General features: G+C 72.8%; 11 protein-coding genes. 6 read left to right on the top strand and 5 right to left on the bottom strand.

Translation table 11 applies throughout. The features are described 5' to 3' along the window. Positions 1-68: 68 nt before the first annotated feature. Positions 69-1322 (bottom strand): serine/threonine-protein kinase, encoded by a 1254-nt coding sequence (locus tag AAFN69_RS30330; protein WP_347732083.1) that lies wholly within the window; start codon positions 1320-1322, stop codon positions 69-71. A 135-nt stretch (positions 1323-1457) separates the two neighbouring features. After that, a complete protein-coding gene (locus tag AAFN69_RS30325) occupies positions 1458-3245 on the bottom strand; it encodes a protein kinase (protein ID WP_347732082.1) in 1788 nt (595 codons plus the stop codon). A 483-nt stretch (positions 3246-3728) separates the two neighbouring features. On the opposite strand from AAFN69_RS30325, the gene AAFN69_RS30320 reads away from it, so the two are divergent. The 5 genes from AAFN69_RS30320 to AAFN69_RS30300 all read left to right on the top strand — a co-directional run bounded on the left by AAFN69_RS30320 (position 3729) and on the right by AAFN69_RS30300 (position 13278). After that, entirely contained in the window at positions 3729-7697 is a 3969-nt protein-coding gene (locus AAFN69_RS30320) for an FtsK/SpoIIIE domain-containing protein (RefSeq protein ID WP_347732173.1), read from the top strand. A 506-nt stretch (positions 7698-8203) separates the two neighbouring features. Continuing rightward, positions 8204-9571 carry an ABC transporter substrate-binding protein gene (locus AAFN69_RS30315; protein ID WP_347732081.1) on the top strand — a complete coding sequence of 456 codons (1368 nt, stop codon included), beginning with the start codon at positions 8204-8206 and terminating at the stop codon, positions 9569-9571. A gap of 39 nt (positions 9572-9610) precedes the next feature. After that, positions 9611-10933, top strand: a complete 1323-nt coding sequence (locus AAFN69_RS30310) for a sugar ABC transporter permease (RefSeq protein ID WP_347732172.1) — start codon at positions 9611-9613, stop codon at positions 10931-10933. Beyond that, the gene (locus AAFN69_RS30305) at positions 10930-11811 is read left to right on the top strand and encodes a carbohydrate ABC transporter permease (RefSeq protein ID WP_347732080.1); all 882 of its coding nucleotides are present in this window, start codon (positions 10930-10932) and stop codon (positions 11809-11811) included. Before AAFN69_RS30310 ends, AAFN69_RS30305 begins: the two co-directional genes overlap by 4 nt. Before the next feature lie 246 nt (positions 11812-12057). After that, the gene (locus AAFN69_RS30300) at positions 12058-13278 is read left to right on the top strand and encodes a glycosyltransferase family 87 protein (protein ID WP_347732079.1); all 1221 of its coding nucleotides are present in this window, start codon (positions 12058-12060) and stop codon (positions 13276-13278) included. A gap of 181 nt (positions 13279-13459) precedes the next feature. Here the strand turns inward: AAFN69_RS30300 and AAFN69_RS30295 are convergent, their stop codons facing one another. After that, positions 13460-18436, bottom strand: coding sequence for an NAD-glutamate dehydrogenase (locus AAFN69_RS30295; protein ID WP_347732078.1), 4977 nt, complete (start codon positions 18434-18436; stop codon positions 13460-13462). 722 nt (positions 18437-19158) lie between these two features. Between AAFN69_RS30295 and AAFN69_RS30290 the strand changes: the two genes are divergently transcribed. Then, complete coding sequence (locus tag AAFN69_RS30290) at positions 19159-19716, top strand: DJ-1/PfpI family protein (protein WP_347732077.1); 558 nt, start codon at positions 19159-19161, stop codon at positions 19714-19716. Between the two features lie 346 nt (positions 19717-20062). On the opposite strand, the gene AAFN69_RS30285 is transcribed toward AAFN69_RS30290, so the two are convergent. Next, complete coding sequence (locus tag AAFN69_RS30285; protein WP_347732076.1) at positions 20063-20743, bottom strand: HAD family hydrolase; 681 nt, start codon at positions 20741-20743, stop codon at positions 20063-20065. A gap of 100 nt (positions 20744-20843) precedes the next feature. After that, complete coding sequence (locus AAFN69_RS30280; RefSeq protein WP_347732075.1) at positions 20844-21350, bottom strand: hypothetical protein; 507 nt, start codon at positions 21348-21350, stop codon at positions 20844-20846. Positions 21351-21631 lie beyond the last annotated feature (281 nt).

The following is a 21631-nucleotide window of genomic DNA, read 5'->3' as shown; positions in this document are numbered from 1 at the left end:
GCCCCCGTACGGCCGGGGCCTCCCCGAGGGTGCCCGTGAGCGGCTTCCGTACCCCTTGTGAGCTGGGGTTACGGCTCGCTCGGGGAGGACTGTTCGGTGTCGCGCGGCGGGCGCTCCCGCTCGGCCGAGTCCGCGGTGGCCAGCCAGCCGCCGACGCCCAGCGCGGCGGCGAGGAGAAGGCCCGTGGCGCCGAGGGCGATGCGCCGCTTGCGGACCGCCGGGGAGAGGGTGCCGGACTTGTTGCGGGCCGAACCGGGGCGGGGCTGCCCCGGGGAGCGGGGGGCGCGGGCCGTGCCGTGGGCGCCGCCGGCGAGCTCGTCGGGGGCCGGGACGCGCATCGAGGTGTGGGTGTCGCGGTTGGAGTCGGCGGGGGCCGCGCCGGGGACCAGCGGGACGGCTCCCCGGCGGCGTACCTCGCCGGCGGGCTCGGGGTCGGGCTCCTCGTACGGTTCCGGCGGGGGTTCGGAGCCGGGTTCGTCCACGTCCAGCGGAGGCATGCCCGCCAGCGCCGGGAGCAGCTCGCGCAGCCGGGTGCCCAGCTCGGAGGCGCGGAGCCGGGAGGCGGGGGCCTTGGCCAGGCACTGGACGACGAGCTGCCACAGCTCGTCGGGGATGCCGGGGAGCGGGACCACGGTCTCGGTGACATGGCGGCGCAGTACGGCTCCGGGGTGGCCGCCGCCGAAGGGGGTGAAGCCCGCGAGGAGTTCGTACAGCACCGTCGCGAGGGCGTAGATGTCGACCGCGGCGCGCGGCGGCAGGCCCTCCACGATCTCGGGGGCCAGATAGTCGGGTGTGCCGATGATCCGGGTCGACTTGGTGCGGCGGGGGGTGTCGATGAGTTTGGCGACGCCGAAGTCGGTGAGGAGGGCGGGGTGCGCGGCGCCCGGGCCGAGCGGGCCCTCCATGTCGAGCAGGATGTTCTCCGGCTTGACGTCGCGGTGGACGACTCCGGCGCGGTGGGCCGCGGCGAGGGCGTCGGCGACATCCGCGATGATCGCGACCGCGGCCTCGGGGGCGAGTCTGCGTTCCCGGTCGAGCCGGGTGCGCAGATCGGTGCCCCGGATCAGGTCCATGACCAGGGCGAGATCGTTTCCGTCCACGACGAGGTCGCGGACGCCGACGATGCGGGGGTGGTCGAGCCCGAGCAGCGCGGTGCGTTCCTGGACGAAGCGCCCGACCAGTTCCTGATCGGAGGCGAGATCCTCGCGCAGGATCTTGATGGCGACGGGCCCTTCGGGACCCTCGCCCGCCCAGACGGTGCCCGCGCTGCCCCGTCCGAGGATCTGGTGGGCTGTGTACCGGCTGCCGATATTCCGTGCCAAGACTGCTCCCTCAGCGGCTGGCGATGCCCTTAACGTACGCAAGGTTCCGGGGGCTGTGTGCCCCGGGACGGCGCCAACCTTGACTTCTCCGGGCGAAATTCGCCCGGAGAAGTCGATAAATCCATTCAGTGGCCGCTATTGGGCTCCGCCGCCGGTGCCATTGCCGGTGCCGGGTTCGGCGGGTACCTCGGAGGCGCCGAGCTCGGAGATCCAGTCGGTGACGCTGGAGATCCCGTCGCCGATCGCCTGCCAGTACCCCTTGCCCTCGGCCACCCAGCTCTGGAGCGGGGTGAGCTCCCAGACCAGCCAGCCGGCGACGAACATCATCACGACCATGACCAGACAGCCCTTGAGGCAGCCGAGGCCGGGGATGCGCACCGGGTTGGCGCTGCGACGGCGCGGCTCCCGGGGCGGACGCGGCGCGGGCGCCTGCGGCTGCTGGGGCTGGGGAGACTGCGGAGCGTACGGCTGGGGGTTGTACTGCTGCTGCTGAGGGGCGTACTGCTGCTGGGGAGGCTGCTGCGGCTGACGGCGCGGCTGCTGCCTCGGCTGGGGGCGGGGCTGCTGCTGCGGCTGCGCGTACTGCTGCTGAGGAGGCTGGTGGGGCGGCTGGTGCGGTGCCTGGTGGGGCGGCTGCTGCGGCTGCCGCTGCGGGCGCCGCCGGAGCGGGTCCTCGCTCGGGTCCAGATACTGGATCTGGGTCTGGTCGTTCCGGTCGCGGGCGGCCTGGAGCTGGGACTGCCAGGGGTGCGGGTCGCCCGGCTGGGATCCCTGCTGCGGGCCCTGGCCCGGTGCGCCGTCCGGGCGCGGCGGCACGGGCGGCAGGACCGCGGTCGGGTCGGGGGCGCCGCCGCGCGGCAGCACGCTGGTCGGATCGGCGGCGCCCGCGGGCCCGCCCGTCCGCATCACGCTGGTGGCGGCGTTGGGGTCGTGCGCGCCGAGTGCGGCGTTGTTCGGCAGCACCTGGGTGAGGGCGGCGGCATCCTGGCCCGGGGGGACCTGGGCGGGAGCCGGGTCGGGGGCGAGCAGGGCGGCGACTCCGTCGGCCGCGGCGACCTGGGCGGAGCTGGAGTGGACGCCGATCCCGGCCGCGACGGTGCGCAGCGCACGGGCGAGACTGACCGCGCTCGGGCGCTCGTCGGGCTCCTTGCGCAGGCAGCGCTCTATGACCGTCCACAGCGGTTCGGGGACGGTGGTGGGGCGGCGCGGCTCCTCCATCAGATGGCGCTGGAGGACTTCGAGCGCGGTGCCGCCGTCGAACGGAGGCCGGCCGGTGACCAGCTCGTACAGCAGGATGCCGGCGCCGTAGACATCGACGGCGGAGGTCTGCGGGCGGCCCTCGGCGGACTCCGGGGCGATGTAGGCCGGGGTGCCGACGAACTCATGGGCGCGGGTCAGGCCCGGCGAATCCGCGAGGCGGGCGATGCCGAAGTCGGTCAGCATCGGGTGCATCTGGCCGTCGGCGTCGGTCTTCAGCAGGACATTCGCGGGCTTCAGATCGCGGTGGACGACGCCGTCGGCATGGCTGGCGGCGAGCGCGTCCGCGACCTGGGCGGTCAGCAGGGCGGCGGCGACCGGGGTGAACCGGCCGCTCTCGCGGAGATAGCGGTGCAGATCGGGGCCGTCGATCAGATCCATGACGAGGGCGAGGAGATCGCCCTCCACGACCAGATCCCGGGTCCGCACGATATTGGGGTGGGTCAGGCGGAGGAGTACGGAGCGCTCGCGCAGAAAGCGCATCACGACATCCGCGTCGTTCGCCAGCTCCTCCCTGAGGACCTTGATCGCGACGGTCTCGCCCGGCTGTCCTGCCACGGCCGCCTCGGCGCCCGCCGTCTCCCGCTGCCGGGCGCGCCAGACGGTGCCGGTGGCACCGCGTCCGAGCGGCTGCTCCAGGAGGTACTTGCTGCCTACAGGCCGCACGTCATGCGCTCCCTGCTGATCGTGGTCCTTGCGTGGCCCGGGCCCACGGTGGAACACGCCCGGGTGTCCGACCCACTTTAGTGCCGCCGAACGGACACCGGCCGGTTGTCCACAGGCGGTGATCGCGGTTCGCGCGCCGCCGGGGTGTCCGGCGCCGGGCCGGTGGCGCCCGGCGGTGTCCGGTGTGAGGACGCGGAAAGGGGCCGGAAGGTTGCCGTCCGGATGTGCCGGGCCGTCGTGCCGGACACCACACCCGGCCGGCTTTTCCCAATCCAGCCAGGCACTTTTCCGTCCGGACCGGATCAATCAAGATCACTTATTGGCGGTACCCGGGCGTGTTGTCAGTGTCAGGTGCGAGGATGCCCCCAGCGCGGAATCCATGGGGTGGGGGAGCCCTGTGATCCGTGCCAGAACTGCCGGGTGGGGGCGATTCGAGGCGGCTCCCCCGCCGGGCACCCCGCGCAGAAGGGATTGCTGACGGCGATGCAGATCCGGCTGACCGTTCTCGCGCCGCGGGGCGGCCCGTCCGCGGCGGCGGGACCAGCGTCCGGCCCGAGCGCCGGGACCGGTGTGCGGGCCGGGTCCGGAGCCGGCCGCGGCGCCCCCTCGGGCGCGCGCGGGCGCGCGGGTTCCGGGTCGCGGGCCTGTGACGTCCTCATCACCGCCCCCGCGGGCACGGCGCTCGCGGCCGTCGCCTCCGGGCTGGCGACCGCCGTGGCCGGCCCCGATGTCACCGGCGCCGTGGTGCTCTACGCGGGCGAGGAGCGGCTGGACGCCCAGCGCCGGGTGCTGGGGGAGCCGCCGCTGGTGGACGGTGCGGTGCTCTCGCTCCACTTCCCCTTTCCCGGCGCCGCGGAACCGCCGGGCGCCGACACCTCGGCGCAGCTCCATGTCGTCGCGGGGCCCGACGCGGGCGGGGTGCATCTGCTGCACGGCGGGCGGATCAGCGTCGGGCGGTCCGCGGGTGCCGATGTGCCGCTGGACGACCCCGATGTCTCCCGGCTGCACTGCGAGGTCACCGTGGGGGACGACGGCCTGATCACGGTCGCCGACCTCGGCTCGACGAACGGCACACATCTGGACGGACGGCCGGTGGGCGAGCACCCGGTGGCGCTGCCGCCGGGTGCGCTGCTGCGGCTGGGCGAGTCGACCCTCCGGCTGACGGCCGGGGGCCGGGCGGCGGCCCGGGTGGCGACGGTGCCGGACGGGGAGGGTTTTCTGCGCGTGCCGGGGGCGGAGGCGGTGGCCCCCGGGGCGCCGGAGGACGCGGGGCATGCGGGCGACGGATCCGGGGCCGGTGCGGATGCGGCGGGCCGGGAGGCGGCTCGGGCCGGCGCGGGTACGGCCGGCCCGAGCGGCATGGGCGGCGCGGATGCCCCCGGCGCGCGCGCGGACGGTTCCGGCGGGCAGGGGCGGGCGGGTGAGCAGGGCCGTTCCACACCGTACGGGCAGGGCGCGGGGGCCGTGCCCGGACCGCGCGGCGCGCAGGGCGGCGGGCACCGGACACCCGGTGCCGTGACCGCGTCCGGTTTCCACGCGGACTCCGGTGCGGGGGCCGGCGGACACCGCGAGTCCCGTTCCGGGGCAGCGCACGGACCGTATGAGAGCCATCCGGAGGATCCGGAAGCGGGCGGCCGGCGCACCTCCCGGGCTCGCGGCGAAGGATCGGTGCCCACCGGCAGTACGGGTACGGCGCACTCCGCTTCGGGCGCGGGCGGCGCCCGTGCGGAGGGCACCGCCCCGGGCGGCGGGTACATCCGGGAGAGCGGCCCTGCGGAGGGCGGCCGTCCGGGGGCGGGCGCCGGCGATCCGGGAGCCGGGTCCGCGTATCGCGACGACCGGACTCATGGCGCGGGCACATCGCACGGCGACCGTCCGGGAGCCGGTGACACCCCCCGCCGCGAGCGGCCGGGCGGAGGCGACACGGCCCGCGAGCACCGCCGGGGAGCGGACAGCGGGCAGCCCGGCGACCGTCCGGGCCCCGGCGGCTCATCACACGGTGCCGCGCACTCGCCCGGTGGCGCCGCGGGCGGCCGGGCCGTGGACAGCGGCGGGCCCGGGGAGGCTCGGGAGCGGGACACGGCGACGGGGTCCGGGGCCGCCCGGGTGCCCGCGCAGTACGCACCCGCACAGGACACCGCACCGTACGGCGGGGCGGAGGCAGCAGGTCCGGCGCCGGAGGAGTCCGGCGGGGCACACCCCGGGGGCCGGGCACCGCGCAAGCGGGGCATAGGGGCATGGGCGCGGCGGCTGACCGGGGCCCGCGAGGAGCCGGCCTCGGCGGAGCCGGAGACGGCCGAGCCGCCGGCGGTCGCCGCGCCGGTCTCCGAGTGCTGGCCCGACCCCGCCGCGATTCTGCTCACCGCGCTCGGACCGGGGCCCCGGCTCTGGGAGCGCGGGCCCCGGCATCCCGAATCGCTGGTGCTGCGGCTCGGCACCGCCGACCGCGACGGGCTCACATCCGTCCCCGTGACCGTGGGGCTGCGGGAGGCCGGATCACTGGGGCTCGCCGGGCCCCGGGGCCGGCTCGCCGGGCTGGCCCGGTCCGCCGTGGCCCAGCTCGCCGCGCTGCACTCCCCCGGCGATCTGGAGCTCGTCCTGATCAGCGCCGACCGGAACCGCGCCCTGGAGGAGCGCCGGGCCGAGTGGGCCTGGCTCGGCTGGCTGCCCCATCTGCGGCCCGCCCGCGGCCAGGACTGCCGGCTGCTGCTGGCGTACGACCGCGACCAGGCCGCCGCCCGCGCCGCCGAGCTGACCCGGCGGCTGGACGACGGACCGCTCGGTCCCGGCTGGGCGAGCGCCGACCGCACGGCGGTCGCCGAGGCCGCCGACCGGTACGACGGCCCGCGCACCGTCGTCGTCGTGGACGGCGACCCCGGCTCGTCGGCGCTGCGCGAGACCACCGCCCGGCTGGCGGCCAATGGCAGGGCGGCCGGAATCCATCTCATAGCCCTCGCGGAGACCCCCGCCGCCTCCCCGCTCTCCCCGGTCGCCGCCACCTATGAGGCGGCCTGCGAGACCGCGCTCCCCTTCCGGGAGTGCGGGGCCGTCGGAATCCTCAGCGGCGATGTGGCCACCGCGCTGCGGGTGCTGCGCACCGCGGGCGGGCTGCCCGCGGGTCATGGCACCCCCGCCGCGGTGGACGCGGTGTCGGCGGCCTGGGCCGAGCGGTTCGGCCGGGCGCTCGCCCCGCTGCGCGTCGAGGGGTCCGGCGCCGGCACCCGCCCGGCGACCGCGCTTCCCAGAACCGCGCGGCTGCTGGACGAACTCGGTCTCGCCCGGGCCACCCCCGCCTCGCTGATGGCCCGCTGGGCTTCCGCCGGTGACGGCTCCGGACCGTCCGAGACGGTCATGGTGCTCGGCACCGGCCCCGGCGGCCCGCTCGCCGTGGATCTCCTCGCCGAGGGCCCCCATCTGCTGATCGAGGGCCCGCCCGGCAGCGGCCGCACCGAGCTGCTGCGCGCCGTCGCCGCCTCCCTCTCCGCCGGTGCCCGGCCCGACCGGGTCGGGCTGCTGCTCATCGACGGCGCGGGCGGGGAGCGCGGCGAAGGGCTCGCGGCCTGCACCGAACTGCCCCATGTCGCCGAGCACCTGGTGGCCGCCGACCCGGTGCGGATGCGGGTCTTCGCCCAGGCCCTGGGCGCGGAGCTGAAGCGCCGCGCCGAATTGCTGGGCGGGATCCCCTTCGCCGACTGGCACTCCCGCCGCCGGTCCGGCCGGCTCACCGGCCCGCGCCCGCCCGCGGGCAGCGACCCGCGCTCGCACGCCGACCCGCGCTCGCTCACGGATCCGCGCTCGCACGCCGACCCGCGCTCGCTCGCCGATCCGTCGTCGGCCGGCGATCTGGAGTCTCCGCCGAGCGGCACCCTCCGGCTCCGTCCCGGCGCCCGGACGAGAACCTCCGCGGCGACGACCGACCGTCCGCTGCCCCGGCTCGTGGTGCTGGCCGACGACTTCGACGCACTGGTCGCCCCGGCGCTCGGCAGCACGGGCCGGCCGGCCGCCGGTTCGGTCGTCCGGGCGCTGGAGGCCGTCGCCCGCGACGGCGAGCGGCTGGGGGTCCATCTGATCGCCACCTCGGCCCGGCCCGACCGCACCGCCGACACCGAGCTGGCCCATGGCGCACGGCTGCGGGTGGTGCTGGATCCGCCGCCCGCGTCGGCCGGCCCGGACGATCCGCTTCCGGGTCGCGGCAGGCTGGGCCACCCGGACGGCCGGGTGACTCCCTTCCAGGGCGGCCGGGTGACGGGCCGTATCCCGCGCACCGCGACGCTCCGTCCGACGGTGGTGCCGCTGGAGTGGGAGCGGATGGGCGATCCGCCGACCCGCCGGCCGGTGCGCGAGCTGGGCAATGGGCCGACGGATCTGGCACTGCTGGCCAGTGCGCTGGAGCGGGCGGCCAGCCTGGTGGACGCGATTCCGGTGGCGCCCCTCTCCCCCGTCCAGTCCTGAGCGGGGGACGCACCCGAGGACCGCGAGCGAGGCGGGCGTGGCGCCGGCGGCAAGCCGGCCGGCGCCGCCCCCGTACCGCCCATGCCCGCGCCCGTACCGCACGGCCCCGTAACCGCCCATGCCCGCGCCCGTACCTCACGGCCCCGTAACCGCCAACGCCCGCGCCCCGGCCGACGCCACACCCGCGCCTTCCGCCCGCTCCGTACCACGGGCGTCGCTTTCGCACACAGGGAACGGCGGCACCGCGCGGTGGCCCGGTGTGCCTCCCGCGTACGCGTCACCCCCGCCCCGGACGCGACACGCAGGCGCGCATCCGGCATCGAGGTCACCCGAGCCTCACACAACACACGCACAACTCTCTTACTCCTTGGGCACATTGAGTGGTGAGCGCGCCGCGGAGGCATCACGAAAGGCTCCCGGGACTCCGCGCCGGTATTGCGGGCCCCCGGCCCCGGGCGTACACCTGACCGACAACGGGACAGCGTTCAGGGAGAGACGGGGCAGGAATGCGCACAACTCTTCGCACAGGCAAGGCCGCGGTGGTGTTCGCCGCCGTCGCCGCCCTCGCCCTCACCGGGTGCGGCGGCGACGGGGACAGTGGCGGCGGTACGGGCCCGGAAGGGACCGGCGGCAAGGAGTCCGCCGCGTCCGGCGTCCGGCTCCCGAAGCTGGACGGCGAGAAGATCGAGGTGGCCGCCGTGTGGAGCGGCCCGGAGCAGGAGAACTTCGTCAAGGTGCTGGACGAGTTCGAGAAACGGACCGGCGCCGAGGTCACCTTCGTTCCCGCCCAGGACCCGATCGTCAACTTCCTCGGTACGAAGATCGCCGGCGGCAGCCCGCCCGATGTGGCGATGCTGCCCCAGCCCGGCGCGGTCCGGCAGGCCGTGGAGCGCAAGTGGGCCAAGCCGGTGGGCGCCGAGGCCAAGGCCGAACTCGCCGAGAACTACTCGGCCGGCTGGCAGTCCATCGGCCAGATCGACGGCGAGCAGTACGGCGTGTACTACAAGGTCGCCAACAAGTCGCTGATCTGGTACAACAACACCGTTTTCGAGAACGCGGGCGCCCAGGTCCCCAAGACCTGGAAGGACTTCCTCGCCACCGCCGAGACGATCTCCGCCTCCGGTGTCGTCCCGGTCTCCGTCGCCGGCGCGGACGGCTGGACGCTCACCGACTGGTTCGAGAACATCTATCTCTCCCAGGCGGGTCCCGAGAAGTACGACCAGCTCGCCCAGCACCGGATCAAGTGGACCGACGCCTCCGTGAAGGACGCGCTCACCTCGCTCGCCCAGCTCTTCGGCAAGCCGAACCTGATCGCGGGCGGTGCCGACGGCGCTCTCCAGACGGAATTCCCCGCCTCGGTCACCCAGACCTTCACCGGCGGCGACCAGCCCAACGGCGCGATGGTCTTCGAGGGCGACTTCGTGACCGTGAACATCGCGCAGACCGATGCCGAGATCGGCAAGGACGCGAAGGTGTTCCCCTTCCCGGCGGTCGGCGCGCAGCCGCCCGTGGTCACCGGCGGGGACGCGGCCATCGCGCTGAAGGACAGCAAGGGCGCGCAGGCCCTGCTGACCTTCCTCGCCTCGCCGGACGCGGCCGAAATCCAGGCGCGGGCGGGCGGATTCCTCTCCCCGAACAAGTCGCTGGACCTCGCCGCGTACCCCAATGACGTCCAGCGCGACATCGCCAAGGCGCTCATCGAGTCGGGGGACGACTTCCGCTTCGACATGTCGGACCAGATGCCGCAGTCCTTCGGCGGCACGCCCGGCAAGGGCTTCTGGAAGATCCTTCAGGACTTCCTGAAGAACCCCGGGGACATCGCGGGGACCCAGCAGAAGCTCGAATCGGACGCCGCCAAGGCGTACAAGAGCTGACCGGTGAGCGACACAGCGGAGGGGAAGGCGGCGGACCCGGTGCCTCCGGGCCCGCCCGCCGCCCGGCGCAAGAGCGTGACCGGCACCAGCAGGGTCATGGCCGCGGGCTTTCTGCTGCCCGCGCTGGTGCTGCTGGGCGCGCTCGTGGTCTACCCGATCGGGTACTCGGTCCACCGTTCGTTCTTCGACAAGTCCGGCGGCGGCTTCGCCGGTTTCGACAATTACGCGGAGATCTTCACCGACAGCACGATCCTCACGGCGGTCTGGAACAACGCCGTCTGGGTCGTGGTCGCGCCGGCCGTGGCGACGGCGCTGGGGCTGATCTTCGCCGTGCTGACGGAACGGGTCCGCTGGGGCACCGCCTTCAAGCTGATCGTCTTCATGCCGATGGCCATCTCCATGCTGGCGGCGGGGATCATCTTCCGGCTGGTGTACGAGCAGGACCCGGAGCGCGGGGTCGCCAACGCGGTGTGGGTGGGGGTGCACGACACCTTCGCCGAGTCGGCGGCCTTCCCGCGGGCCCGTCCGCTGCCGGTGCATCCGCTGAAGGCGGGCGAGCGGGGCGCGTTCGTCACCCGGGAGCCGGTGAGTGCCGGTACGCCGGTGCTGCTGCCGCTGGTCGGGGTGGCGCCCGCGAAGATGCCGTCCGGCGCCGGCCCGGCGAGGGCGGCGGAGCCGGGCGGCGACGGCCGGATCACCGGTACCGCCTGGCTGGATTTCACCCGGGGCGGGGGCGGCAAGCCCAATGTCATCGACGGAGAAGAGCTGGGGCTCAAGGGCATCAAGGTGGAGGCGGTCCGGGACGGAAAGGTGGTCGCCTCGGCCAGAGCCGGCGCCGACGGCCGGTTCTCGCTGCCCGCGTCCGCCGGCGGAGCGCAGCTCCGGCTGCCCGCCGAGAACTTCCGGGAGCCGTACAACGGTGTCGACTGGCTCGGACCGTCACTGGTCACCCCGGCGATCATCGGCAGCTATGTCTGGATGTGGGCGGGTTTCGCGATGGTACTGATCGCGGCCGGGCTCGCGAGTGTGCCGCGGGAACTCCTGGAGGCAGCCCGGATCGACGGCGCGAATGAGTGGCAGGTCTTCCGGCGGGTGACGGTGCCGCTGCTGGCGCCGGTGCTGGCGGTGGTGCTGGTCACGCTGATGATCAATGTGCTGAAGATCTTCGACCTCGTCTACATCATCGCTCCGGGGTCGGCCCAGGACGATGCCAATGTGCTGGCGCTTCAGCTGTACCGGTCCTCCTTCGGCACCGATTCCCATCTGGGTGTGGGCAGTGCGATCGCCGTGCTGCTGCTGTTGCTGGTGATTCCGGTGATGTTCCTCAACATCCGGCGTCTGCGAAGGGAGAGCCGCCGATGAGCACGGGACATGGCGGGGTGAAGGGGAAGCGGTCCCTTCCGGTCCGGATCGCGGCGCGGGCCGGCGGCGGCGCGATGCGGGTGTTCCTGATCCTGGTGGGTCTGTTCTGGCTGATGCCTGCCTTCGGGCTGCTGGTCTCCTCGCTGCGGGGGCCGTCCGACATCGCGGAGAGCGGCTGGTGGAAGGTCTTCACGGCCCCCGCGCAGCTGACGGCGGACAACTACTCCCGGCTGCTGGAGAACGAGGCGATCACCGGCTCGCTCTGGTCGAGTGTCATGATCACCGTTCCGGCGACGGTTCTGGTGGTGGTGATCGGGGCGCTGGCGGGGTACGCCTTCGCCTGGATGGACTTCCCGGGCCGCGACTGGTGGTTCATGCTGGTGGTGGGTCTGCTGGTGGTCCCGGTGCAGGTGGCCCTGGTACCGGTGTCGAAGCTCTTCGGCGAGATCGGGATCTTCGAGACGACCCTGGGCGTGATCCTGTTCCATGTCGCCTTCGGGCTGCCGTTCGCCATCTTCCTGCTGCGGAATTTCTTCGCCGAGATCCCGCGCGAGCTGCTGGAGGCGGCCCGGCTGGACGGGGCGGGTGAGCTGAGGCTCTTCACCCGGGTGGTGATGCCGCTGGGCGCTCCGGCCATCGCGTCGCTGGGCATCTTCCAGTTCCTGTGGGTCTGGAACGACATGCTGGTGGCCCTGATCTTCGCGGATTCGGAGAACGCGCCGATAACCGTGGCGCTCCAGCGCCAGGTCCGGCAGTTCGGCAACAACATCGATGTACTGGCTCCGGGCGCGTTCGTCTCGATGATCATTCCGCTCGCGGTCTTCTTCGCCTTCCAGCGGCACTTCGTGTCGGGGGTGATGGCGGGGGCGGTGAAGTAGTCACCTCTTCGCCGCCCATCGGGGGGCGGGGCCGGGTCCGCGGGCGCTCCGGCGCCGGGCCCGGCCTCGCGGCGTTACGGGCCCCGGCTCACCCCTCGGCGTACGGGCCCGGCCTCGCGGCGTTACGGGTCCGGGCCTCCGGGCCGGAGGAGTACGGGCCCGGGGGCGAAGGCACCGCCAAACAGGTGCACCATCGGATCCGGAAATAGCGCGAAAAGCCACCAAAGCGGGTTAAAGTACGCGCCGATGACGCCTCAAGGGATCGCTCCGCTGCCCGCCGCCCACCAGCTCTCCCTCACCCCCGGGGAGCGGACCCGGCACCCCCGGCACGCCCTCGCGCTCGCCGCCGCCTGGACGGCGACCCGCGTCGGCATGCTGGTGCTGCTGCTCGTCGACCGGATCGGCGACTCCGGAGTCGCCGGGGAAGTGCACACGCTCTACCGGGGCTGGTACGACCAACTCGTCCAGGGCGCCTTCCCGGCCGGGGATGTCACCTGGCAGTACCCGCCGGGCGCCGCGGTGGTCTTCCTCTCCCCCGCGGCCCTGCCCTGGTTCACCTACTTCCAGGCGTTCGTGGCGGTGATCCTGCTCGCCGACGCGGTGGTGACCATCGCACTCGCCCGCGCCGGGATCCAGGGCGCCTGGCTCTGGGTCTGCGGGGTGCCACTGCTGCTCAATGTCCCGCTCGCGCGCTATGACATCCCCGTCACCGCCATCGCCGTACTCGCCCTGCTCTCACTGCGCGGACGGCCCCATCTCGGCGGGGTGCTCGCCGGCATCGGCGCGATGATCAAGGTGTGGCCGCTGCTGACCGTGCTCGGTACGCCGCCGGGCCGCACCACCCGGGCGGTCTGGAGCTCGGCACTCACCTCGGCGGCCGTCCTGCTCGGCGTCCTGCTGATCGGATTCAGCGATCCGCTGGACTTTCTGCGGCACCAGGGCGCGCGGGGGGTGCAGATCGAATCGCTCGGCGGGACCGCGCTCCACCTCGCGGGGAAACTGGGCTGGTCGGGTGAGGTCGCCTACCAATACGGGGCGTTCGAATTCACCGGCCCCTATGTCTCCAGTGTGGCGCGGCTCTCCCTGGCGCTGAGCCTGGCCGCCCTCAGCTGGCTGGTGATCTGGCGGATCCGGGCGCGGCGCTGGAATCCGGCCACCCCCTATGACGCCGCGTTCGCCGCCGTCCTGCTCTTCACCGTCACCAGCCGGGTGATCAGCCCGCAGTACCTGGTCTGGCTGCTCGGTCTCGCCGCGGTCTGTCTCACCTCACGGCACACCACTCAGCGGCTGGTGGCCCTGCTGATGGTGCCCGCCGCCGCGCTCAGCGCACTCGCCTTCCCGATGCTGTACGGCGAGGTCATCGACGGCACCGTGATCGGCTGTGTGCTGATGGTGCTCCGCAATGGCCTGCTGCTGCTGGCCGCGCTGCTGGCCTGCCGGAGGCTGTGGCTGTCGACTGTCCCGTGACCCGAAGGTCCGGAACGGCCGCAGCCACAGCCCCGCGGCGGACAGACGCGAGCGGAGAGACGCGAGCGGCGAACGGGAGCGGGGAACGGGAGCGCCCGCCACCCCGGCGGCCCCGGGATGTGGCGGTTGCTCCCCGCTCCGTACCACCCGTCCGGTGCCACGTCACCGCTTTACGCGTCGGTCAGCTGTGAGTCCGCAGCAATTGCCGCATCGTCCGCATGGCCACCGACAGATTCGCCAGGTCGAAGGTGTCCGACCCCTGGATCTCCTCCAGCGTGGCGCGCGCCCGGCCCAGGATCGAGGCGTTGTGCTGTTCCCAGGTGAGGAAGCGCTCCTCGGGAGTGGAGGTGCCATTGCCCACCGACAGCACATCCGCCGTCAGCATCGCGTGCGCCGCGTACAGGTCCTCACGGATCGAGGCACGGGCCATCGACTGCCAGCGGTCGGCCCTCGGCAGTTCGATGATCCGGTCCATGAGCTGGGTGATCCGCAGCCGGTCGGCGAGGTCGTAGTAGACCTCGGCGACGGCCAGCGGGTCCTTGTCCACCCGGTCGGCGATGGCGACGATGTCGAGCGTCGGGAAGGCGGAGGAGAACCCGGCCACCCGCAGCGCCAGCTCCTCCGGCACCCCGGCCTCGGTCAGCTCGTCGAGGATGTTCCGGTACCAGTCCAGATCGGCACCGCGCAGCAGCTTCGGCAGGTCGGCCCAGACCTGCTCGACCCGGTCGGCGAAGAATTCGATGGTCTCGGCCAGCTCCAGCGGCTGCGGCCGGTTGCCGAGCAGCCAGCGCGTGCCGCGCTCGACCAGCCGGCGGGAGTGGAGCCGGATCCGGGTCTGGACATCGGCCGCGACCTTGTTGTCCAGCGCCTCGACCGCGTCCCACACCGCACCGAGGCCGAAGATCTCCCGGGCGGCGGTCTGTGCCCGGACGACCTCCTCGATCGACGCGCCGGTCTCCTCCCGCAGCCGGTGCAGGAAGGTGGAGCCGCCGGTGTTCACCGTATCGTTGACCAGGACGGTCGTCACGATCTCGCGGCGCAGCGCGTGGCTGTCGACGGCCTCGGGGAACTTCTCCAGCAGCGGCTTCGGGAAGTACGCGTGGAGCAGCCGGGTCAGATAGGGGTCGTCCGGCAGGGTCGTTGCGATCAGCTCGTCCGCCACCGTGATCTTGGTGTAGGCGAGGAGGACGGCCAGCTCGGGCTGGCTCATGCCCCTGTTGTTGTTGAGCAGATCCCGGATCTGGCGGTCGGTGGGGAGGAATTCCAGCGCGCGGTCCAGGGCGCCGTCCCGGCCGAGCCGGCGCATATAGCGCTGGTGGGCGTGGAGCAGGGAGGGCGACTGGGCGACGGCGTTGGAGAGGGCGACATTCTGCGCGTAGTTGTTGCGCAGCACCAGCGAGCCGACCTCGTCGGTCATCTTCGCCAGCAGGGTGTTGCGCTGCTTGACGGTGAGATCGCCCTCGGTGACCAGGCTGTTGAGCAGGATCTTGATGTTCACTTCGTGGTCGGAGGTGTCCACACCGGCGCTGTTGTCGATGGCGTCGGTGTTGATCCGGCCGCCGGTGCCGTCGGGGCCGCCGAGGCGGCTGAATTCGATCCGGCCGAGCTGGGTCAGCCCGAGGTTGCCGCCCTCGCCGACGACCTTGACGCGCAGCTGCTCGCCGTCGACCCGGATGGCGTCATTGGCCTTGTCGCCGACATCGGCGTTGGACTCGGTGCTCGCCTTGGCATAGGTGCCGATGCCGCCGTTCCACAGCAGGTCCACGGGGGCCTGGAGGATCGCCTTCATCAGCTCGGCCGGGGTGAGCTTGGTGATGCCCGCCTCGATGCCGAGCGCCGTGCGCATGTGCGCGTTGACGGGGATCGCCTTCGCCGTACGCGGGTGAATGCCGCCGCCCGCGGAGAGCAGCTCGGGGTTGTAATCGGCCCAGCTGGAGCGGGGCAGCTCGAAGAGCCGGCGGCGCTCGGCGTACGAGGTGGCCGCGTCCGGGCCCGGGTCGATGAAGATGTGCCGGTGGTCGAAGGCGGCGACCAGCCGGATGTGCTCGCTGAGCAGCATGCCGTTGCCGAAGACATCGCCGGACATGTCGCCGACGCCGACGACCGTGAAGTCCTCGGTCTGGGTGTCGTGGCCCAGCTCGCGGAAGTGGCGCTTGACCGATTCCCAGGCGCCGCGGGCGGTGATGCCCATGCCCTTGTGGTCGTATCCGGCGGAGCCGCCGGAGGCGAAGGCGTCGCCGAGCCAGAAGTCGTAGGCGACGGCGACCTCGTTGGCGATGTCGGAGAAGGACGCGGTGCCCTTGTCCGCGGCGACGACGAGATAGGTGTCGTCCTCGTCGTGGCGTACGACATCGGCGGGCGGGACGACCTCTCCGGCGATCAGATTGTCGGTGATGTCGAGCAGCGCGGAGATGAAGGTCTTGTAACTGGCGATGCCCTCGGCGAGCCAGGCGTCCCGGTCGGCGGAGGGGTCGGGGAGCTGCTTGGCGACGAAGCCGCCCTTGGCGCCGACCGGCACGATGACCGTGTTCTTGACCATCTGCGCCTTGACCAGGCCGAGGATCTCGGTACGGAAGTCCTCGCGCCGGTCGGACCAGCGCAGACCGCCGCGCGCGACCTTGCCGAAGCGGAGGTGGACGCCCTCGACCCGCGGGGAGTACACCCAGATCTCGTACGCCGGGCGGGGCGCGGGCAGATCGGGGATGGCCTGCGGGTCGAACTTCATCGACACATAGCTGTGGTGGCCGCCGCCGGTGGCGCTCTGGAAGAAGTTGGTGCGCAGGGTCGCCTTGATGACGGTGAGGAAGGAGCGCAGGATGCGGTCCTCGTCGAGGCTGGCGACCTGGTCGAGCGCGCCCTCCAGCTCTTCGAGAAGGCCGTCGGTCAGCTCGGTGCCCGCCTTCTGGCGGCCCGGGGACATCCGGGCCTCGAAGAGGGAGATCAGCAGCCGGGTGGTGTGGACGTTGGTGCGGAGGGTGTCCTCCATGTACTCCTGGCTGAAGGTGGCACCGGCCTGCCGGAGGTACTTGGCGTAGGCGCGCAGCACCATGGCCTGACGCCAGCTGAGGCCGGCGCCGAGGACCAGGGCGTTGAAGCCGTCGTTCTCCGCCTCGCCGGTCCAGACGGCGGCGAATGCCTCCTGGAACCGCTCGCGGGCGTCGTCGCCGAGGTAGTCGCCATTGCCCGGGGTGGGCGGCATGCGCAGCCCGAAGTCGTAGATCCAGGCGAGGGAGCGGTCGGCGCCGCGCAGCTCGTACGGCCGCTCGTCGACGACCTCGCAGCCCAGGCGCTGGAGCACGGGCAGTACGGCGGAGAGGGAGACCTGCTCGCCGGTGCGGTAGATCTTGAAGCGGCGCTCGCCGGGGCCGGCGCCGACCGGCTCGTAGAGCGAGAGGGCGAAGTTCCGGCCGGTGTCGGCGAGGTCTTCGAGGTGGACCAGGTCGGCTACGGCGGCGCGCGGCGAGTGGTCGGCCTTGTACCCCTCGGGGAAGGCGTTGCCGTACCGGCGCAGCAGCTCGGCGGCGCGCTCCTCGCCGAGTTCGGCGTTGAGGGCGTCGGAGAAGCCGTCGGCCCAGGAGCGGGCGGCCTCCACGAGGCGGGCCTCGATCCGGTCCGTGTCGGCGTCGGTGAGGTGCGGCAGTTCGGTGCCGGAGGGGACCCGGACGACGAAGTGGATACGGGAGAGAATCGATTCGGTGTTCCACGCGGTGAAGTCGACGCTGGAGCCGCCGAGCTCCTCCTTGAGGATGTCGATCAGCCGCAGCCGCACCCCGGTGGTGTACCGGTCGCGCGGGAGGTAGACCAGGGCGGAGTAGTAGCGCCCGTACTCGTCCTGCCGGAGGTAGAGCCGCAGCCTGCGGCGCTCCTGGAGGTAGAGCACGCTGGTGGCGATGGAGCGCAGCTGGTCGACGGGGGTCTGGAAGATCTCGTCGCGCGGGTAGGTCTCCAGGATCTGGAGCAGATCGCGGCCGTCGTGGCTGTGCGGCGAGAATCCGGCGCCGTCCAGCACCTCGGCGACCTTGCGGCGGATGACCGGGACGCGGCGCACGGACTCGGTGTACGCGGCCGACGAGAACAGGCCCAGGAAGCGGCGCTCGCCGATCACATTGCCCTGGTCGTCGAACTTCTTGACGCCGACGTAGTCGAGGTAGCTGGGGCGGTGCACGGTGGCCCGGCTGTTGGCCTTGGTGAGGACGAGGAGCTTGTGCTCACGGGCCTTGGCGCGGGCGTCGGCGGGGAGCCGGCTGAAGGAGGGGCTGACCGGGTGGTCCTCGTCCTCGCTGTGGTGCGGGTCGGAGCGGAGGATGCCGAGGCCGGTACCGGGGACGGCGGCGAGCGCGTCGCTCTCGGTGAGCTGGTACTCGCGGAAGCCGAGGAAGGTGAAGTGGTCGGCGGCGAGCCAGCGCAGCAGCTCCCGGGCCTCCTCCACCTCCTGGCCGGGCAGATCGGCGGCGACCGGCTCCTTGGGGAGCTCGTCGGCGATGCGCAGCGCGGCCTCGCGCATCTTCTCCCAGTCCTCGACGGCCTCGCGGACGTCGGAGAGGACCCGGAGCAGATCGGCGGTGATCTGCTTGAGGTCGGCCCGGTCGGTCTCCCGGTCGATCTCGACATGGATCCAGGACTCGACCAGCGCGTCGTGCGGGAGCTTCGACGCGCCCTTGGCGGGCCGGGCGTCCCGGGCGTGCTTCTCGGCCAGCACCTCGATGAGCTTGCCCGTGACATCGCGGCGGACGATGACCTGCGGGTGGATCACGACATGGATGCCGCGGCCCTGGCGGGAGAGCTCATTGGTGACGGAGTCGACGAGGAAGGGCATGTCGTCGGTGACCACCTCGACCACGGAGTGGCTGCATGTCCAGCCGTTCTCCTCGACGGTCGGGGTGTGAACCCGGACATTGGCCGTGCCCTGGGGGCGGTTCTCGGCCAGACGGTAGTGGGAGAGCGCCGCACCGAAGACGTCGACCGGGTCCCGGTCGGCCAGATCCTCCGGGGCCGTGTGCAGGTAGTAGCGCTGGAGGTAGCTGAGCAGCGTGCCCTTGTCCGGACGCTGCCCCTGCTCGTCCCCGCTGGGAAGGTGCCTCCCGCCGGGACCGTTATCGGCTACCCGGGCGGCCCGTGCGAGCAGCTCGGCCTTGGCTTCGTCCAGCTTGGTCTGCATGTCCTCTGGCTCCTGTCGCGCGCCGTTGCGTGACGTAGGGGAAAGAAGCGACGCAACGCCACGGCCCGGGGTGTCCGGTCGGAGTCGACGTTATGCCGCGATGAGAGTTGTCCGAGCCGCATTCGGAGAATTTCCGGAACGGGGCCGGCGCAAGGGGATCGGCGATTGCCCGGGCGCGGTGGCGCTCCGGGCGAGGGCCGGGGGCTTCGCTGCCCCCACGGCATATCGCACTGATCACGGCTCCAGGCTATCGCCCCTCACCCCGAAGCCGTCATGAGCCTCATATGAACAAATGCGGGCGGGAAAGTCTGTCGCTCCGAGCAGCGACAAAGAGACCCCCGGCACGCTGCCCCTCCGGGGGCGGGCCGCCGGTGACCGCAGGGGGCCGGCGGGCGCCGGGGAGCGGTCGCGGGGATCCGCCGCTCGCCGGCACGAGGGCCGGGAGGAGGAAGGGAATCACACCGGCGGCCGGTGCCGCGTGGGTGAAATGAGCCAAGTGAAGCCTCCGGATCACTTGAAGTGGTTGAACTTCCCGAAGTACCTGAACCGCTCGCACACCGCTGGGAACCTTGCGGGAGCCGTTCGAGGCGCGGGCGGTACGGGCGGGTGCGGCACCGGACTGCCGGGCCGCCCCTCCTCCCCCGGCCTCCCCGGCGTCCGCGGGATCGGCGATCGCGTCCATCGCGTCGGTCTCACCGCCCCTTCGACCATCCGGAGCAGTCATGACAGCCAAGGTTCTGATCGTCACCGGCGACGCAGCCGAATCCCTTGAGGTGCTCTACCCCTACCAGCGGCTGCTGGAGGAGGGTTACGAGGTCGACATCGCGGCTCCCACCCGCAAGAAGCTTCAGTTCGTGGTGCACGACTTCGAACCGGGATTCGACACCTACACGGAGAAGCCGGGCTACACCTGGCCGGCCGACCTGGCGTTCTCCGAAGTGGACCCCGGGCAGTACAAGGCGCTGGTCATCCCGGGCGGGCGGGCCCCGGAGTATCTGCGCAACGACCCCGAGCTCCGGAAGATCACCAAGGCGTTCTTCGACGCGGACAAGCCGGTGGCGCAGATCTGCCACGGCCCGCTGCTGACGGCCGCGGTCGGCGGCCTGGAGGGCCGCCGGGTCACGGCGTACCCCGCGCTGGAGCCGGACATGCAGAGCGCCGGGGCCACCTTCCAGGATGCGGAGGCCGTGGTGGACGGCGCCCTGGTCTCCTCCCGCGCCTGGCCCGACCACCCGGCGTGGATGCGCGAATTCCTGAAGGTGCTGCGAGCGGAGAAGTAGCCCCGCCCGGGCCCTCGGCCGCGAGCACCGTCCGCCCGGGGCGCCCCGGGCGGACGGGATCGGCACCGGGGCCCGGCACGGGAGCCGGGAGCCGGGAGCCGGGAGCCGGGAGCCGGGAGCCGGGAGCCGGGAGCCGGGAGCCGGGAGCCGGGAGCCGGGAGCCGGGAGCCGGGAGCCGGGAGCCGGGAGCCGGGAGCCGGGAGCCGCAACACCAACGTTCCCCGGCCCGCCGCGTCACGCCGACTCCCACAAAGCGCCGCCCCGCCCACGCCGTCACGCGTTCGCCCCGTCGCCCCGTCCACGCCGCAACGCCGTCACGCCGTCACGCCGTCACGCCGTCACGCCGTCACGCCGTCAGACGTATCGCTTCCCGCACCGCTTCCTTCAGCGTGTCCACCACCGGCACCCCCACCGCCTCCAGGCTCGCCCTGCTGTGCGACCCGCCCGTGTAGAGCACCGCCCGCGCGCCCACATGCGCCGCCGCCACCGCGTCGTCCACCGCGTCCCCGATCACCACGGTGCGCTCCGGGGCGGCGGTCCCCGCGAGGGCGGCGAGATGCCGCTCCATGTGGAGCGCCTTCGAACCCCCGGACGGCCCCAGCCTGCCGTCCACCCGGACGAAGTGGCTCTCTATGCCATAGCCGCGCACGACCGGGATCAGCTCATCGTGCATGTACATACTCATGATCGACTGGCTGTGCCCGGCCCGGTGCCACTCACTCAGCAACTCCTCGACCCCCTCGGTCAGCCCGCACTCGACCCGCCGCTCGCTGTAGTACCGGTGGAAGATCACATCCATGGCCTCCCACTCCGCGTCCGTCGGCAGCCGCCCCAGCAGCCGCTCGTAGAACTTCGGAATCGGTATGCAGTAGAGCTCCCGGTAGCGCTCCAGGGTGATCGGCTCCAGCCCGATCTCCGCGAAGGCCGCGTTGGTCGCCCCGATGACCGCCGTGACGTCGTCGAGCAGTGTGCCGTTCCAGTCCCAGACCAGATGCGCGGCGGGCCGCGGCGGTCTCGTGGGCGGCACCGGGCTGATGGGGTTCCCTCGAACCCCCGGATGATTCCCCATGCGAAAACCGTACCCGCCGGGTCTGACAACGGACCGTGACCGACCGGACACCCGCAGGTCAGCGCAGGATGCTGGGGATCTCCTGGATCCCGAACCAGAGCAGTTCGTGGTCCTCGGCGCCGTCCACGGTGAACCGCGCGTCGTCGTCGCCCTGGTCCGCCGCCCCCAGCGCGCCCGCCGCCGCCGTCACGTCCTCGACCGCGTCGTCCGCGTCGACATGCACCGCGGCGGCCCCGGTCAGCGGGATCGGGCCGGCGATCCGCACCTCGCCCAGCGAGCTCGCGTCGAGCGCGCGGTCGGGATCCGCGGTCGCGTCCCCGTCCCGGACATCGGCCGCCACCACGACCCGGCGCCCGGCCGCGTCGGGGCGGCCCGCGATCATCCGCAGGGACGCGGCGGCGGCGCGGCTCAGCGCCGCGTACTCCAGCTCCTCGACGTCGTCGGAGACGTACCACTCGCGCAGTCCGGGTGTGACGGCGTACGCGGTCACCGGCCCGGGGCCCAGTTCACCCCTCTTGTGCACCTCTGCGAGACCGGAGAGGGTCAGGGGGACGTAGACGCGCATGGCAGGCCGCTTTCGTAGTGGGAGACGCCCTCGGGGCGCCCTCAGGATACGTGCGAGCTCCCTCTTTCGAGGTGCCGCCCGCGCCTCGCCGGGCGTCCACCCGGCGACCCGCCGATCCTGCGGTTTCCTTGCCCCGCCCGGGCCCGTTCACCCTGATGGGTGATTCTTCGGCCGCCCCCGGCCGGCCCGGTGCCCGATTGCGCTCGACGCCCCGGCGGACGTAGAAGAACCCCCACGAAGTTACCGCCCGGTATCCATCGAAGCCGGGCCCGGCGCATCGG

Origin of the sequence: Streptomyces sp. CAU 1734, from assembly GCF_039888735.1 — a bacterium.
Lineage (GTDB): Bacteria > Actinomycetota > Actinomycetes > Streptomycetales > Streptomycetaceae > Streptomyces.
The sequence above is the reverse complement of the archived record's forward strand: the minus strand, read 5'-3'. Positions and strand labels throughout refer to the sequence as shown.